The sequence below is a fragment of the uncultured Bradyrhizobium sp. genome, assembly GCF_936943645.1.
Classification (GTDB): domain Bacteria; phylum Pseudomonadota; class Alphaproteobacteria; order Rhizobiales; family Xanthobacteraceae; genus Bradyrhizobium.
In genome coordinates, this window is the sequence record NZ_CAKZJO010000088.1 from 113,572 (window position 1) to 128,411 (window position 14,840).

General features: G+C 64.7%; 15 protein-coding genes. 8 read left to right on the plus strand and 7 right to left on the minus strand.

All coding sequences use genetic code 11. The features are described from left to right. Positions 1 to 201: 201 nt before the first annotated feature. Both Q0743_RS26975 and Q0743_RS26980 read left to right on the plus strand, forming a co-directional pair. The gene (locus tag Q0743_RS26975) at positions 202 to 1,434 is read left to right on the plus strand and encodes an acetyl-CoA C-acetyltransferase (RefSeq protein WP_298244517.1); all 1,233 of its coding nucleotides are present in this window, start codon (positions 202 to 204) and stop codon (positions 1,432 to 1,434) included. 342 nt (positions 1,435 to 1,776) lie between these two features. After that, positions 1,777 to 2,079, plus strand: a complete 303-nt coding sequence (locus Q0743_RS26980) for an HU family DNA-binding protein (RefSeq protein WP_025037698.1) — start codon at positions 1,777 to 1,779, stop codon at positions 2,077 to 2,079. 72 nt (positions 2,080 to 2,151) lie between these two features. On the opposite strand, the gene Q0743_RS26985 is transcribed toward Q0743_RS26980, so the two are convergent. The 5 genes from Q0743_RS26985 to Q0743_RS27005 all read right to left on the minus strand — a co-directional run bounded on the left by Q0743_RS26985 (position 2,152) and on the right by Q0743_RS27005 (position 6,151). Beyond that, positions 2,152 to 2,307, minus strand: coding sequence for a hypothetical protein (locus tag Q0743_RS26985; protein WP_298244518.1), 156 nt, complete (start codon positions 2,305 to 2,307; stop codon positions 2,152 to 2,154). A gap of 5 nt (positions 2,308 to 2,312) precedes the next feature. Then, positions 2,313 to 4,697: an endopeptidase La gene (gene lon / locus Q0743_RS26990; protein ID WP_298244519.1), complete on the minus strand. Its 2,385-nt coding sequence runs from the start codon at positions 4,695 to 4,697 to the stop codon at positions 2,313 to 2,315. 8 nt (positions 4,698 to 4,705) lie between these two features. Continuing rightward, entirely contained in the window at positions 4,706 to 5,089 is a 384-nt protein-coding gene (locus tag Q0743_RS26995; RefSeq protein ID WP_092022588.1) for an Hsp20/alpha crystallin family protein, read from the minus strand. Positions 5,090 to 5,265: 176 nt separating this feature from the next. Further along, positions 5,266 to 5,832 carry a DUF892 family protein gene (locus Q0743_RS27000; RefSeq protein ID WP_298244520.1) on the minus strand — a complete coding sequence of 189 codons (567 nt, stop codon included), beginning with the start codon at positions 5,830 to 5,832 and terminating at the stop codon, positions 5,266 to 5,268. Between the two features lie 112 nt (positions 5,833 to 5,944). After that, entirely contained in the window at positions 5,945 to 6,151 is a 207-nt protein-coding gene (locus Q0743_RS27005) for a hypothetical protein (protein WP_367184943.1), read from the minus strand. Between the two features lie 87 nt (positions 6,152 to 6,238). Here Q0743_RS27005 and Q0743_RS27010 point away from each other — a divergent pair, with 87 nt between their 5' ends. The 3 genes from Q0743_RS27010 to Q0743_RS27020 all read left to right on the plus strand — a co-directional run bounded on the left by Q0743_RS27010 (position 6,239) and on the right by Q0743_RS27020 (position 9,477). After that, entirely contained in the window at positions 6,239 to 6,865 is a 627-nt protein-coding gene (locus Q0743_RS27010) for a MarC family protein (RefSeq protein ID WP_298244522.1), read from the plus strand. A gap of 157 nt (positions 6,866 to 7,022) precedes the next feature. After that, the gene (locus Q0743_RS27015; RefSeq protein ID WP_298244523.1) at positions 7,023 to 7,676 is read left to right on the plus strand and encodes an L-fuculose-phosphate aldolase; all 654 of its coding nucleotides are present in this window, start codon (positions 7,023 to 7,025) and stop codon (positions 7,674 to 7,676) included. Positions 7,677 to 7,689: 13 nt separating this feature from the next. Continuing rightward, positions 7,690 to 9,477: a chloride channel protein gene (locus tag Q0743_RS27020; protein ID WP_298244524.1), complete on the plus strand. Its 1,788-nt coding sequence runs from the start codon at positions 7,690 to 7,692 to the stop codon at positions 9,475 to 9,477. Positions 9,478 to 9,489: 12 nt separating this feature from the next. Here Q0743_RS27020 and Q0743_RS27025 read toward each other — a convergent pair whose 3' ends face one another. After that, positions 9,490 to 9,747 carry a DUF2798 domain-containing protein gene (locus Q0743_RS27025; protein WP_298244525.1) on the minus strand — a complete coding sequence of 86 codons (258 nt, stop codon included), beginning with the start codon at positions 9,745 to 9,747 and terminating at the stop codon, positions 9,490 to 9,492. Positions 9,748 to 10,038: 291 nt separating this feature from the next. Here Q0743_RS27025 and Q0743_RS27030 point away from each other — a divergent pair, with 291 nt between their 5' ends. Together Q0743_RS27030 and Q0743_RS27035 are read left to right on the plus strand one after the other, a co-directional pair. After that, positions 10,039 to 10,443 carry a hypothetical protein gene (locus Q0743_RS27030; protein ID WP_298244526.1) on the plus strand — a complete coding sequence of 135 codons (405 nt, stop codon included), beginning with the start codon at positions 10,039 to 10,041 and terminating at the stop codon, positions 10,441 to 10,443. Between the two features lie 866 nt (positions 10,444 to 11,309). After that, positions 11,310 to 12,269: an IS110 family transposase gene (locus Q0743_RS27035; protein ID WP_298244527.1), complete on the plus strand. Its 960-nt coding sequence runs from the start codon at positions 11,310 to 11,312 to the stop codon at positions 12,267 to 12,269. A 492-nt stretch (positions 12,270 to 12,761) separates the two neighbouring features. Here the strand turns inward: Q0743_RS27035 and Q0743_RS27040 are convergent, their stop codons facing one another. Beyond that, positions 12,762 to 12,995 (minus strand): hypothetical protein, encoded by a 234-nt coding sequence (locus tag Q0743_RS27040; RefSeq protein ID WP_298244528.1) that lies wholly within the window; start codon positions 12,993 to 12,995, stop codon positions 12,762 to 12,764. A 128-nt stretch (positions 12,996 to 13,123) separates the two neighbouring features. On the opposite strand from Q0743_RS27040, the gene pgm reads away from it, so the two are divergent. Beyond that, positions 13,124 to 14,770 carry a phosphoglucomutase (alpha-D-glucose-1,6-bisphosphate-dependent) gene (gene pgm, locus Q0743_RS27045; RefSeq protein ID WP_298244529.1) on the plus strand — a complete coding sequence of 549 codons (1,647 nt, stop codon included), beginning with the start codon at positions 13,124 to 13,126 and terminating at the stop codon, positions 14,768 to 14,770. The last annotated feature ends 70 nt before the right edge of the window (positions 14,771 to 14,840 follow it).

Below are 14,840 nucleotides of genomic sequence, written 5' to 3' on the forward strand. Positions count from 1 at the left end.
AATTCCGGGTGAGGGGGACTCTCCGCGAGTCCATCTGCCACTGAGTTTGCTGAAGCTCCCCCTCACCCGGATTTTCCGCTGCGCGTAAAATCCGACCTTTCCCCGCACGCGGGGAGAGGCGAAGACGGCGTCCCACATTGACTCCCTTCTCTCCCTGATTCAGAACCGTCCTCAATAACCCACAACAAGAGGACGACGCCCATGGCTGACGCACTGATCATCGATGCCTGCCGCACCCCGCGCGGCGTCGGCAAGGCCGGCAAGGGAGCGCTCTCGGGCATTCACCCGCAGCAACTCGGCGCCACCGTGCTGCGCGCGCTTGCCGAGCGCACGGGAATCGATACCGCCGACGTCGACGACATCGTCTGGGGTTGCAGCGCGCAGGTCGCGACCCAAGGCGGCGATCTCGGGCGAATGTCGGCGCTCGATGCCGGCTATGACGTGCGCGCCAGCGCGGTGACGCTGGATCGTTTCTGCGGTTCCGGCATCACCAGCGTCAACATGGCGGCCTCCTCGATCATGGCGGGCGCGGAAGATCTCGTCATCGCCGGCGGCTGCGAGATGATGTCGATGGAAGGGCGCCGCGGCTCGGGCCCGATGATGATGGACAACGGCAATCTTCATCTGCGCGCCAGGCACCCGCAGTCGCATCAGGGCGTCTGCGCGGACGCGATCGCGACCATGGAGGGCATCACGCGGAGCGATGTCGACGCGCTCGGGCTTGAGAGCCAGAAGCGGGCCGCGCATGCGATGGCGAACGGGTACTTCAAGAAGAGCCTCGTGCCTGTTCACCGCGAAGACGGCAGCCTTGCGCTCGACCACGAGGAGTATCCGCGGCCGCAGACCACGATGGAGGGGCTCAGCAGCCTGAAGCCGGCATTCCCGGCGATCGCCGACTATGCGCTCGACGACAAGGGCACGACCTATCGCGGCCTGATCCTGCAGAAATATCCCGATCTCGAGATCGACTTCGTGCACCACGCCGGCAATTCCTCCGGCGTCGTCGACGGCGCCGCTGCGATCCTGCTGGCCTCGCCCGCTTATGCGAGGGCGCACGGCCTCAAAGCCCGCGCCCGCGTGGTGGCGATGGCTAACATGGGGGACTCGCCGACCCTGATGCTGAACGCGCCGGTGCCGGCGACGAAGAAGGTGCTGGCGAAGGCGGGCCTGAGTATCGACGACATCGACCTGTTCGAGATCAACGAGGCCTTTGCGGTGGTGGCGGAAAAATATATCCGCGACCTCAAGCTCGATCGCGCCAAGGTCAACGTCAACGGCGGCTCCATCGCGCTCGGTCATCCCATCGGCGCCACCGGCTCGATCCTGATCGGCACCGTGCTCGACGAGCTCGAGCGGCGCGACCTCAAGCGCGGCCTCGTCACCATGTGCGCTGCCGGCGGCATGGCGCCGGCCATCATCATCGAGCGCGTCTAGCCGATCGCCTGTCGCTTTCTCCCTGTTTTTACGGGGAGAAAGACCGCGACATGCGCTCCGAACCTTATTTTTCAGGGTGAATCGCGACCGGCCTTTCACAAAAGGGCCGGTCGTCGCTTGTGAAAAGCGGCGAATCAGTTTTAGCAAGATGTCGTGCGGGCCTTTGAAACAAGGCAAAATCCGCTGCTCGAGGCTTCTTCCGCTCTGGAAGCAGCTAAAACGCAGGGTTTTTTGTCGGATGAGGGCAAAAAAGCCCGTAAAACCGCGACAAAACTGTGCAGAAGGCTATAGGCCTTCGCCGGTTGGTCTAATATGCAGCCGTCACGAATCAGAGGAGACACGATGGCCACCCAAATGTCCAAATCGCAGTTGATCGAAAAGATTGCGACCGCCACTGAGCTTTCCAAGCGCGACGTCAAGAACGTCATGGAGACGCTGACCGACGTCGGTCACAAGGAGCTCAAGAAGAACGGCCTGTTCCTGGTGCCGGGCTTCGCCAAGTTCGTCGTCATCAAGAAGCCCGCGACCAAGGCTCGCAAGGGCACCAATCCGTTCACGGGCGAAGAGATGATGTTCAAGGCCAAGCCGGCCCGCAAGATCGTCCGCGCCCGCCCGGTCAAGGCGGCCAAGGACGCCGTGGGCTAACAACGCAAAGGCCCCCTCGGGTTGGAGGGGGCCTTTTGTTTGGGGCAGCCGCGAGGGCTTGAGACGGAGGGCTCAACCCTTGCGGCGCTTCACCCGGACCGGGACAGGCTGAAGCCGCGGCTCGGGTCCTGCCAGCGCATCGCGCACCCGGTCAATGGTGCGACCGAGCAGCTGGCGCAGCCGCTGCGTTGTCCGCGACCGCTTCGCTTCTTCCAGCAGTTTCTTCATCGCATTTACTCCGCCGCTTCGACCTTCGCATCGACTTGGGGCTCGAGCGCCGCGGCGATGGCTTCGTCGACGCGCTCCAGCCAGATGAATTCGAGGTTGTCCCGCGCGCTCTTCGGGATGTCGTCGTAGTCCCGCTTGTTGCGCGCCGGCAGCATCACCCGCTTCAGGCCGGCGGCGGCCGCAGCCACCACCTTCTCCTTGATGCCGCCAACCGGCAGCACCAGGCCGCGCAGCGAGATCTCGCCGGTCATCGCGGTGTCGCTGCGCACCGTGCGGTTGGTGAGCAGGGACGTCAGCGCCGTGAACATCGCGACGCCCGCGCTCGGCCCGTCCTTCGGGGTCGCCCCCGCCGGCACGTGAACGTGGATGTCGCTCTTCTCGAACGCTTGCGGATCGATGCCGAGCTGCGCGGCCTTGCTCTTCACCAGCGTCATCGCAGCCTGCACGCTCTCGCGCATGACATCGCCGAGCTGGCCGGTCAGGATCATCCCGCCCTTGCCGGGCACCTTTGAGGCCTCGATGAACAGGATGTCGCCGCCGACAGGCGTCCAGGCAAGGCCGGTGGCGACGCCCGGAATGCTGGTGCGCTGCGCGATCTCGCCCTCGAAGCGCGGCTGGCCCAGCACGGTGGCGATGTCCTTCGCCGTCACCACGACCTTGGCAGCCGAGCCCTCGGCGACCTGCACCGCGGCGTGGCGGAACAGCTTGCCGATCTCGCGCTCGAGGTTACGCACGCCGGCCTCGCGGGTGTAACCCTTGACGACCAGCTTCAAGGCCTCCGGCTCGATCTCGGCCTGCTCGGCCGAAAGGCCGTTGGCCTCGAGCTGCCGCCGCACCAGATAGCGCTTCGCGATCTCCAGCTTCTCGTCCTCGGTGTAGCCGGCGAGGCTGATCAGCTCCATGCGGTCCAGCAGCGGACCCGGGATCTGGTCCAGCATGTTGGCGGTCGCGATGAACACCACCCGCGACAGGTCGAAGGGCACGCCCAGGTAATTGTCCCGGAACGTCCCGTTCTGCTCGGGGTCGAGGACCTCCAGCATGGCGGCCGACGGATCGCCCTGCACGCCACGGCCCATCTTGTCGATCTCGTCCAGCATCATGACGCAGTTGCGCGAGCCCGCCTTCTTGATGCCCTGGATGATGTTGCCGGGCAGGGCACCGATATAGGTGCGGCGGTGGCCGCGGATCTCGGCCTCGTCGTGCACGCCCCCTAAGCTGACGCGCACGAAAGGGCGATCCATCGCGCGGGCGATGGATTGGCCCAGCGAGGTCTTGCCGACGCCGGGCGGACCGACGAAGCACAGGATCGGGGCCTTGCCCTGCGGCGCCAGCTTGCGCACCGCCAGATATTCGATGATCCGGCTCTTGATCTTCTCCAGGCCGAAATGGTCGGCATCCAGGATGGCTCGTGCCTCCTTGATGTCGATCGGCTTCTCCGCGGGCAGGGCCCAGGGCAGCTCGATCAGCCAGTCCAGATAAGTGCGGACCATGCCGGCTTCACCGGCAGCCTCGGGCATGCGCTCGTAGCGGCGCAGCTCCTTCCTGGCGTGCGCGTCCGCCTCCGGCGGCATGTTGGCCTTGGCGATCGCAGCCGTCAGCTCCGCGACTTCGGCCGCCTTGCCGTCGCCTTCGCCGAGCTGGCGCTGGATGGTCGCCATCTGCTCGCGCAGGATCGCCTCGCGCTGCCGCTCGTCGAAGGAGGCCTTGGTCTTCTGGCCGATTTCGTTACTGATGCGCAGCACCTCCAGCCGCTCGGCCAGGTGCTTCGACGCCTTCTCGACGCGCAAGGCGAGGTCGATGGTCTCCAGGACCTCCTGCTTGTCCTGCGGCCTGATGTCCATGAACGAGGTCGCCAGATCCGCCAGCGCGCCGGGCGCCGAGGTGCCCTGGAACATCGTGACCAGCTCGGGCGGGGCCTGCGGCAGCAGCTCGATCGCCTCGATGGCCTGGCGCTGCAGGTTCAGCGCCCGCGCCTCGATCTCCGGCGAGGTCGTGGTCGGTTCCGGGATCTGCTGGAAGCGCGCAACGGGGAACGGCGTCCCCGGCAGGAAGTCGAGGATGCGCGCGCGCTGCACGCCCTGGCAGACGATGTGATGGGTGCCGTCGGGCGCGGTGATGTAGCGCACGATGTTGGCGATGGTCGCGACCCGGTAGAGGTCGTCCGGTCCGGGCTCCTCGGTCTCGGGGCTGCGCTGCAGGACGATGCCGACCGGCCGCTGCTCGCGCAGCGCCTGCTGCGCGGCGGCGATGGACTTCGCCCGGCCGATCGTGATCGGCGCGATGGCGCCGGGGAACAGCACCATCTCGCGCACGGGGATGATGATCAGTGCGTCGTCGGGGATCTTCACGTCGTTATTGGTCTGTTCGTTGTTCATCTGTTCGGTGGCCATGATCGACCTCAGGATTTGGCGAGGCGCAGAGCGACGCAGCCGTCCATGACGAAGCGGCTGATGGCGTAGCGGCCAAGGGGCAAGGCAATGCGGCGCTCGAAACGCCCCTGCGGCAGCTCGAGCCGGTGGATGCGGGCGTTGCGGAGCTCCGGCGGGAGGGTGCGCTGGCCCGAGATGACGAGCACGCCGTCATGAATGACCGTCTCGACATTGTCCGGGTTGACGCCGGGAAGCGCGACCAGGATCAGGAGCTCGTGCTCGGTTTCCAGCACGTCGATCGGCGGCTCCCAGCAGGCTTCCTGGCGGCCGAACTGCTGCCGCAGCCGTTCGGCGCGGGTCAGCTGGTCCAGGGCTTCGGACAGCATCCAGTCGAGGGGATTTTTGGGTTGCATGTTGGGGCTCGGGGGTGGGAAAGCCTGCATATGGTGCCGGTTCCCGGGAAATCCAGTGCGCTGGCGCTGGCGTGCCATGCGCCGTCGTGCGATCCAAAAACAAACCTCGCGCTACCGGTCCAAACAGCAACGCCGCGGCATGGCCGCGGCGTTTCGTCATCGTCAACGCGCAGAGGTCAGGCCGCGGCGCGGTATTCTTCTTCCGCCTCGAGGTTGATCACGGACGTCGCGAGCTCGGTCAGCGTATGGTCTGTCGCCTCTTCCTCGTCCAGCGTCTCCTGAAGCAGCCTTGCCGCGTCCTGCATGCCGAGCTCCTCGGCCCAGGTGCGCAAGGTGCCGTAGCGGGAGATCTCGTAGTGCTCGACAGCTTGAGCCGCCGCGAGCAGTCCCGCGTCGAGCGCCGGCGCGCCCTTGAAGTCCTTCATGATCTCGGCGCCCTCGTCGGTGATGCCGTTGATGGCCTCGCAGGGCTTGCCGCGCGCCGGCTTGCCCAGCATCTTGAAGATCTGGTCGAGCCGTCTGACCTGGCCCTGGGTCTCGCGCAGGTGCTTGTTGAAGGCCGCCGCCAGGTCCTTCGATTGCGCGGCCTTGGCCATCTTCGGCAGGGTCTTGATGATCTTGTTCTCGGCGAAATAGATGTCCTTCAGCGTCTCCAGAAACAGATCGCTCAGCATCTTCGGCGCCTGACGCGGGCGGCGGACCGCGGTCTTCTTCGTCGTGCGTTTCTTTGCTCGTTTAGCCATACGTCCTCCTCATGAGGTCACACGGGAAGGCACTTCCTTCCTCAATCCTCAGGCCATCAAAGCTCCTTGAACAACGAAAGTTCCAAACGCCGCCGGCGCGCGCGGCGACTGCTCAGGTCGGACGCTTCTGGGGGTCTTCCTGGCGCTGCCGTGCCTCGGTGTTGCGATCGAGCTGCGCCCGCTCGCCGCGGCGCAAGTGGCCGGCCTTCATCACGCCGTAGACCAGGACTCCGCCGAGCACGAAGGCCCCGATGAACCAGAGCCAAAGCATCTGGGCCGAGGCGTGACCGAGGAGCATTCCAATTCCACTGTCGCCCATTGTCATCTCCCGTGATTTCCAAAGCCGCTTTGCTGGGCTAAGTCAGCCCGGCCGCCATCGTTCCTGCGTCCAAGGACCACGCCGACCATGCTCGACTTCGCTTTATCCGCCTTCGTGACGCTGCTGCTGGTGGTTGACCCGGTCGGCCTCGCGCCGGCGTTTCTCGCCGCCACTGGCGGCATGCCCGACAAGGTCAAGCGCACGATCGCGCTGCGCGCGCCGCTGATCGCGGCCTCGATCCTGGTGGTGATCGCGCTGGTCGGAAACTGGCTGCTGCGCCAGCTCGGGATCGGCATCCCTGCCTTCCAGATCGCCGGCGGGCTGCTGCTGTTCGGCGTATCCTACCAGATGATCTTCGGCGATCGCCCGCATCGCGAGGCCCGCGAGGCCGACAAGGCGACCTCCGAGCACGCCTCCGACGTTGCGGTGTTTCCCCTGGCCATCCCGATGATGGCCGGCCCCGGCGCGATCGCGACCACGCTGCTGCTGTCGGGCGATGCTGGCTACGGGACGAAGCTCGCGATCATCATCGCGGTCGTCGTCTCGGTCTGCCTGATCTGCATGCTGTGCTTCGTCTCGGCCCACCTGATCGCGCGCACCCTGGGGCGCACCGGCAATGCCGTGATCTCGCGCGTCCTCGGCATGCTGCTCGCGGCCTATTCCGTTCAGTTCGTGATCAACGGGATTGCGGCTGTCCGGACCAGCCTGTCATAGGGCTGCGATATCAGGTGAATCCATTGATTTTGCCTTCCATTTTGGGGTTTGGCAGGAGCGTCGCCAGTCCGGCGCCGGATCCGGGTCGCTTTCGCTTGCACTGCCATGTTGCTTTGACGTACTTCCGTTCTAACAAGTCGATCGTCGGGAAATCGGGATGTCGATGACAGCGGACGAGCTCGCCAAGAGACAGGCCATCATCGACGCCTGCCTGCGCATGAACGCGCTCGGCATCAACCAGGGCACCTCCGGCAACATCTCTGTCCGGCATGTGGACGGGCTCCTGGTCACGCCGACCAGCGTGCCCTATGAAGCCATGACGCCGGAGCAGATCGTCTTCATGACCATGGACGGCACCCACGCGCCGGATCAGAAGCCGTCGAGCGAATGGCGCTTTCATCGCGACATCCTGAAGTCGCGACCCGACGTCAACGCCGTTGTGCACGCCCATCCGACCTATTGCACCATCCTCGCCATCATGGGCATGGAGATTCCGCCGGTGCACTACATGATTGCGGCGGCTGGCGGCGACAGCATCCGCTGCGCACCCTATGCGACCTTCGGAACCGTCGAGCTGTCCGACCATGCGGTGCGGGCCCTGGAGGGCCGGCTCGCCTGCCTGCTCGACCACCACGGCATGATCGCGATCGGCAAGACGCTGGACAAGGCGATGTGGCTGGGCGTCGAGGTCGAGACGCTGGCGCGGCAGTATCACGGCTGCCTCCAGATCGGGAAGCCGCCATTGCTTCCGAGCGACGAGATCGAGCGGGTCCGCCAGCGCATGGCCGGCTACGGCCTGTCCGAAGGTTAGGGCAGGGCATAAAGTGTTCGTGCGGATCAGGCATCTCGTCGATCGCAAGGGAACGAACCGCACCATGGTTCGGCTGCGCGCCCTCTTGCGCAGCAACGAGTTCTACCTGATCCCGCTGTCGCTGGTGATCGGCACGCTCGCCGGGGCGATCGTGACGCTGATGGCCGAGATCGCGCAGATCGCACATGTGGTGATCTACGGCATCCCCATCGACGTGCGCCTCTCGTCCAACGCCTATGTCAGTCCCTTCGCCGCGCTGATCGCCCCTGCGCTCGGCGGGCTCGCGCTCGGCATCATGGAATGGTCGCGGCGGCGGATGAAGATCTCGAGCGCGGTCGACCCGATCGAGGCGAACGCGCTGCGCGGGGGCAATCTGTCGATGCGCGACAGCGTGGTGGTGTCGAGCCAGACGCTGATTTCCAACGGCTGCGGCGCTTCGGTCGGGCTCGAGGCCGGCTACACCCAGATCGGCTCGGGCATCGCCTCGCTGTTCGGCAAGTTCTTCAACCTGCGCCGCAACGATCTTCGCCTGATGGTCGGTTGCGGAGCCGCCGCGGCGATTGCGGCGGCGTTCGGCGCCCCGATCACCGGTGCCTTCTATGCCTGCGAGCTGATCGTCGGCGTCTATTCGGTCGGCAGCGCGGCGCCGATCCTGGCCGCCTCGCTTGCGGGCGCGCTGACCGCGCAATGGCTGGGCGGTGCGCCGTACTCGCTGGAGATCCCCAAGGTCAGCGCCGTCGGCGTCGAGCAATATCTGGCGCTGATCGGGCTCGCTCTCGTCACCAGCGGCGTCGGTATCGCCGTGATGCGATCCTCGCCGAACTTCGAGCGCCTGTTCGCCTGGCTGCCGGTCTGGCTGCGACCGGTGTTCGGCGGCCTCATCGTCGGTGGCTTCGCCATCGTCACGCCGCAGGTGCTGGCGGCCGGCCACGGCGCCATGGTGCTCGATCTGTTTCACGAGATGGCGATCGGCACCATCGCGCTGATCATCGCCCTGAAGGTGACGGCGTGTCTGATCTCGCTCGCCTCGGGCTTCCGCGGCGGCCTGTTCTTCGCTTCGCTGTTCGTCGGCAGCCTGATCGGTAAGTTCTTCGCGGCGGTGCTGCTCCTGATCAGCCCGAACTTCGTGATCGATCCGCTGGTCGCGATGCTGACGGGCATGGCGACGCTCGGCGTCGCCATCGTCGGCGGGCCCCTGACCATGTCGTTCCTCGTGCTCGAGATGACGCGCAACGTCGACGTCACCGCCGTGGTGCTGGCCGGCTGCATCGTCACCTCGATCTGCGTCCGCTTCATGTTCGGCCATTCCTTCTCGACCTGGCGCCTGCATTTGCGCGGCGAGACCATCCGTAGCGCCAACGACGTCGGCTGGCTGCGCAACCTCACCGTCGAGCGCCTGATGCGCTCCGACGTCGGCAAGGTGCCCTCGACTACCACGATCGCGGCCGTGCGCCGCGAATTCGTGCTGGGCTCGCGGCCGGGCGTCGTCATCGTCAACAATGCCGACGAATATGTCGGCCTCGTCCTGCTGCCCGACCTGTTCTCCAGCGACCTCGATACCATCGCCGACGACATCCAGGTGATCGAGCTCGCCCGCCTGATCGACATCGTCTTGATCCCCGAAATGAACGTGAAGTCGGCGATGGCGGTGTTCGACGAAGCCGAGGCCGAGATGCTGGCGGTGGTGGATTCCACCGACAGCCGCAAGGTGGTCGGCTTCCTCACCGAAAACTTCGCCCGCCGCCGCTATGTCGAGGAGATCGACAAGGCGACGAGGGGCGTGCTGGGCGCGCTGTCGTAACGCGCTGGCCGTCTACCGGCCCGGTTGAGGCGGAGCCGCGACGAGGCAGGCCACAATCCGGCGGACCAGCGGCAGCACCAGGAGCAGCGTCGGGAAGGCGACGAGCCACGACAGCCCCCAGGCACCAGGCCAGGTCGCCAGGAACGCCGGGGTTGGGCCGAGGCTCCGGAGCGTGGAAATGACCGAGACTACGGCGGTCATGAGGATGGACAGCACGAACGGCATTACGATCGGCGCATAGCGCGCCGGCAGTTTGCGAACCACAATCATCTGGTTTCTCTTGGGAAAGGACGCGTCGATCACGTTGAACCCTTAAAATGGCATCGATCCCGACGGCGTCGGTTGATGCGTTGGTTCACGTAAAACGCTTACGGCAGCCGGAAAACGGCGCGGCTGTTCATTATCCGCTCAGGTTGGCTGGTGCAAGCTGGGACGTGGCCGTTCGGTTTACAATCGTTCAAAGCGTGGCAGATTGCCGCGAACATGAAACCATCTCAATGGTTTGCGCGTTACGGACTGTTTGCTTATTTAATTCTTGGGCGAGAACAGAGGAAGATCAAGATGAGTGATGGACCGATGAAATCCGCAGCCGGCCGCAGCGCGGTCCTGGCCGCGTTCGCAAGCGTGGCGCTGCTCGCAGCCTCGGTGTCGCCCTCGGCTGCGGCATCCCAGGGGTCGGCGGTGGCGGCAAAGGCTGCAGCAGCAAGCCAGGCTTCCTCCGACGTCACCGATTTCAGCGCCGCCCGGCGTCGCTATTACCGGCGCGGGCCGAACGCCGCAGGCCTTGCCTTCATGGGCGCTGCCGCGGGTATCATCGGCGGGGTGATCGCCGAGCAGCGGCGCCGCGACTATTACGAGAACCGCTATTATTACGGCCCGCGGCCCTATTACGGCGGTCCCGGCTATTACGGTGGCGGCGGCTATTACGGCGGCGGTAGCCCCTTCTATTACGATCCGGGCTACTGAGCGGCTGTTTTCCACGCTGCCCGGAATGGGTTGTCCGAAAGGGGCGGTGCTTTGCGCCGCCCCTTTTTTGATGCCGGGCTGCGCAATCATGCTGTGTCGGCCCGTTGTCAATTCGCTCGCGCAAAAATATTCCACTTTACCGAAATTCGGAAATGTCGTATATCCCCCTTATCCCGGCTCATCTTGAGGGGCGATCACGTCGTCGTCTTGTTCGCGAGCCGGGTTTGCGGTGGACGCGGCAGTGTCGGGCGCGAAAGGTGCGGGCAGGGAGGGTAGTCCCCGGTGAGCTCGAAACCGCGCGCGGACGAACGACGCTGCTAGGTTCGTCTCGTCTGTAAGTTTCCGGCTTCGTCGACGGGGCTCGGGAAAACTGCGGCGAAATGGCGGGCCGTGCGTACGGCAAAACCGTGTGGTCCTGACCGTCGTTGCCACGGTCAAGCTCTTGCGGAAGCGGCATATCGCGCCAACCGGCGCGGGTGTCGGTGAATTCCGCGAGGGCGAGGGAGGCCAGAAGGAAGGTTCGGCTCCCGGGAGAGCACGGCATAAGCCGTCCGACCACCGCGCAGGGAAGGTCGAGTGATCGGCACCACCTGTATGCTGCTGTGCGGTTTTCTCTGCGTGTGCTTTCGCGCAGCGGACCGCGGGTGCCTGTCGGCACCCGGCCTTCCCTGCGCCCTTGTGTCCTCGAAATCTGTCAGAATGTGGCAACGGGCGGTTGGATCAGAACCGCCCGTTGCCGGAACTGAGCCCGTTGCGCCCAAAGGCGACAGAGCCTGCAAAAGAGCAAGGGACAGCTCCGGTGTCTTCCTCAACCCGAACAGTTGCAAGGGCTGCGAGCCCGTACCAGGCAAGGAAGGGAGTGGATGATGACACAAAGCGATCTGGTTGTCGTCGGCATCGATGTCGCCAAGGATAAGATTGATGCGTGCATTCGGTCCGTAACGGAGCGGAAGACTTGTCCAGCGACCGCGCCGGGGCGACGGAGTTTGATTGCATGGCTTCGCAAGCATCGGGTCGGCAAGGCGGTGATGGAGGCCAGCGGTGGCTACGAGCGTGTCTGGACCAAGGCGTTGCGCCAAGCAGGTCTGGAAGTGCGGATCGTCGATCCCAAACGGGTTCGTCACTTCGCGGAATCGGCGGGACGCCTTGCGAAAAATGACAAGATCGACGCGGAGATGATCGCCTGGTTCGCCGAGACATTTAGCGAGGCTCCCAGCCAGGTCGACGATCCCGCCCAAGAGGAGATGAAGGCACTGGTGAAGGGACGTCAGAGCTTGATTGACGTCAGAGCTCGTCTGGAAATGCAGAAGGAGCATGAGGCGCCGGCCCTTGTTCGGAAGGCTCGTGCGCGTCTTCTTAAGAAGCTGGCTGAGGAAATCGCGGTGGTCGAGACCGCGATTGCTGCGACGATCGAGGCAACGCCGGATTTTGCCCGGCGCGCCGAAATCATCCAGAGCGTACCAGGCTTTGCAGAGGGGACTGCAATGGCGCTGCTTGGAGGAGTGCCGGAGCTAGGGCAGGTGAGCGACGAAATCGCCGCCGCGTTAGTGGGCGTTGCTCCTTATGACGACGATAGCGGCAAACGTCGTGGCGAACGCTGCATCAAGGGTGGACGCCGCTGGGTACGAAATGCTCTCTACATGCCCTGCGTTGGCGCCGCGACGCTGAACAATCCGGTGTTCAAGGCCTTCTATGAACGCCTGATTGCCAAAGGCAAGCCGCCAAAGGTCGCACTCGTTGCCTGCATGCGCAAGCTGATCATCATCCTCAACACCATGATCGCTCGCGACGAGAAGTGGGATCCGAAACGATACAAGGTGGCCTGACGAGCGCCTCTATCATGCGCTCGGAACTCGGCCGAGCGCATGCCAAGCCCAAAGACCGGCGATCAGACGGGGTCAAGGCCGTCAGCCGCCGAAGGCGGGGGTGCGTAAGCACCAGCCTTGAGCCCGTCTGATCGCAGGTCTACTTCCCTCCCAGTTGCTCTTGGATTTTAGAGGGTCGCGAGACAAAGCAAAGCTCGGGCGAAACGCGCCGCGAGGCTGCGAGGCCATGTCTATCACCACACATTCGGTGTCATCGCCCGCCTTGTGCGCGATTGCGACTAGGATCGGGCGATCCAGTATTCCAGAGGCCGCAGTGATTGAACCGAGAGGGCGCGGCATACTGGGCGGATTCAACCGGTCGAGCCGGGGCATGACAGCGCCGCTTGGAGAAGCGGACCGTCGCCTCATACGCAGTCATTGCGAGGGGCGCTGGCGACGAAGCAATCCAGATCTCGGGTGGGCAAAGCGCAAGCGTGCCCACGCATTTGTTGCTTATGGAGGGAGATCGTGGGCACGGCGCAAGTGCGCCTTTGTCCGCCCGACAGCACTGTCCGTGCTGTCGCTACGAAGCTCCCGCTCGAACCGGCGCCTCATCTTGGCGAGGTCATGATCGACGGCTGCGTTGCGCAGCATCGGATTGCGTTCGACGCCGCTTTGCTCGACGTATCCGGGAGACGACAGCACCAAGGAACTGGCGAGCAGCAGGGCCGTTGCGAGAATGGTCATGTCCCCATTCATGGACCCAAATGCGGCCATTTGTTGCCGGCGTCGGCCGATGGCTTTTGAGTTGGCGTGTGCAAGCCCAATGCTATGGTGCGGCAGGGCCTCAATTTGACAATGACGAGGATAGTCCAGTGGCTGATGTTCATCCCGCGGCGGGCAAGCAGGCTTCGCCGGACGCGCTCACCAATATTCCGCGGCTGGTGACGGCCTATTTCGCGGGCAAGCCCGATGTCGCCGATCCCGCGCAGCGGGTGGCGTTCGGCACCTCCGGCCATCGCGGCACCTCGTTCAAGAACACCTTCAACGAGGGCCACATCCTCGCGACCACGCAGGCGATCTGCGATTATCGACAGGAAAAGGGGCTCACAGGCCCGCTCTTCATCGGCATCGACACCCACGCCTTGGCCGAGCCGGCGCTCGCGAGCGCGGTCGAGGTGTTCGCCGCCAATGGCGTCGACATCATGATCGACAAGGACGGCGGCTACACGCCGACGCCCGTCATCTCGCACGCAATCCTCACCCACAACAAGGGCCGCAGCAGCGGCCTTGCCGACGGCGTCGTCATCACGCCCTCGCACAATCCCCCCGAGGACGGCGGCTACAAGTACAATCCGCCGCATGGCGGCCCGGCCGACACCGACGTCACGGGCGTCGTCGAGAAGCGCGCCAATGCCTACCTCGCCGACAATCTCAAGGGCGTGAAGCGCATCGACTATGCGAAGGCGCGCAAGTCTTCGAACGTCCACGCCTATGACTTCGTCACGCCCTACGTCGCCGATCTCGGCGACGTCGTCGATCTCGATCTGGTCAAATCCGCCGGCATCAACATCGGCATCGATCCGCTCGGCGGCGCCGCCGTGCACTATTGGCATCCGATCATCGACCGTTACGGCCTGAAGGCGACGGTCGTGAACGAGGCGATCGACCCGACCTTCCGCTTCATGACGGTGGATTGGGACGGCAAGATCCGCATGGACTGTTCCTCGCCTTATGCGATGGCGAGCCTGATCGGGATGCGCGACCGCTTCGACGTCGCCTTTGCCAACGACACCGACGCCGACCGCCATGGCATCGTGACGCGGTCCGGCGGCCTGATGAATCCGAACCATTATCTGGCGACCGCGATCTCCTATCTGTTCGCGCATCGTCCGAGCTGGAGCAAGGATGCCGCGATCGGCAAGACCGTGGTGTCGAGCTCGATCATCGATCGCGTCGCCAGGAAGCTCGGCCGCAAGCTGGTGGAGACGCCGGTCGGCTTCAAATGGTTCGTCGATGGCCTCCTCACCGGCGGTTTCGGCTTCGGCGGCGAGGAGAGTGCAGGGGCCTCGTTCCTGCGCCGCAACGGCACGGTGTGGACGACCGACAAGGACGGCGTCATCCTCGGCCTGCTCGCCGCAGAGATCATGGCCAAGACCGGCCGCGATCCCAGCCAGCTGTTCGGCGAGCTCACCGCCGAGTTTGGTATGCCGCATTACGCCCGCATCGACGTCGCCGCGACCGGGCCGCAGAAGAACATCCTGAAATCCGTCACGCCCGAGCAGCTCGGCCTCAAGGAGCTCGCCGGCGACCCGGTCCGCTCAACACTCAGCAAGGCGCCGGGCAACGGCCAGCCGTTCGGCGGCATCAAGGTCGAGACCGATTTCGGCTGGTTCGCGGCGCGGCCGTCCGGCACCGAAGACGTCTACAAGATCTACGCCGAAAGTTTCCGCAGCACCGAGCATTTGAAGCGGATCCAGGAAGAGGCCCAAGCGGGTTTGGCAAAGGTGTTCGGGGCGTAAGTGTCAACCGGCCGCTCCTCTTACCCTCCCCTGGAGGGGGAGGGTCGATCGCGCGTAGCGCGAGCGGGGT

Coding starts and splice junctions, on each gene's coding strand:
- Q0743_RS27010 (WP_298244522.1), top strand. CDS start 6,239: ATGCTCGACTTCGCTTTATCCGCCTTCGTGACGCTGCTGCTGGTGGTT.
- Q0743_RS27040 (WP_298244528.1), bottom strand. CDS start 12,995: ATGACCATTCTCGCAACGGCCCTGCTGCTCGCCAGTTCCTTGGTGCTG.
- Q0743_RS26985 (WP_298244518.1), bottom strand. CDS start 2,307: ATGAAGAAACTGCTGGAAGAAGCGAAGCGGTCGCGGACAACGCAGCGG.
- Q0743_RS26980 (WP_025037698.1), top strand. CDS start 1,777: ATGGCCACCCAAATGTCCAAATCGCAGTTGATCGAAAAGATTGCGACC.
- Q0743_RS27035 (WP_298244527.1), top strand. CDS start 11,310: ATGACACAAAGCGATCTGGTTGTCGTCGGCATCGATGTCGCCAAGGAT.
- Q0743_RS27015 (WP_298244523.1), top strand. CDS start 7,023: ATGTCGATGACAGCGGACGAGCTCGCCAAGAGACAGGCCATCATCGAC.
- Q0743_RS27025 (WP_298244525.1), bottom strand. CDS start 9,747: ATGATTGTGGTTCGCAAACTGCCGGCGCGCTATGCGCCGATCGTAATG.
- Q0743_RS27000 (WP_298244520.1), bottom strand. CDS start 5,832: ATGGCTAAACGAGCAAAGAAACGCACGACGAAGAAGACCGCGGTCCGC.
- Q0743_RS27005 (WP_367184943.1), bottom strand. CDS start 6,151: ATGGGCGACAGTGGAATTGGAATGCTCCTCGGTCACGCCTCGGCCCAG.
- Q0743_RS26975 (WP_298244517.1), top strand. CDS start 202: ATGGCTGACGCACTGATCATCGATGCCTGCCGCACCCCGCGCGGCGTC.
- lon (WP_298244519.1), bottom strand. CDS start 4,697: ATGGCCACCGAACAGATGAACAACGAACAGACCAATAACGACGTGAAG.
- Q0743_RS26995 (WP_092022588.1), bottom strand. CDS start 5,089: ATGCAACCCAAAAATCCCCTCGACTGGATGCTGTCCGAAGCCCTGGAC.
- Q0743_RS27030 (WP_298244526.1), top strand. CDS start 10,039: ATGAGTGATGGACCGATGAAATCCGCAGCCGGCCGCAGCGCGGTCCTG.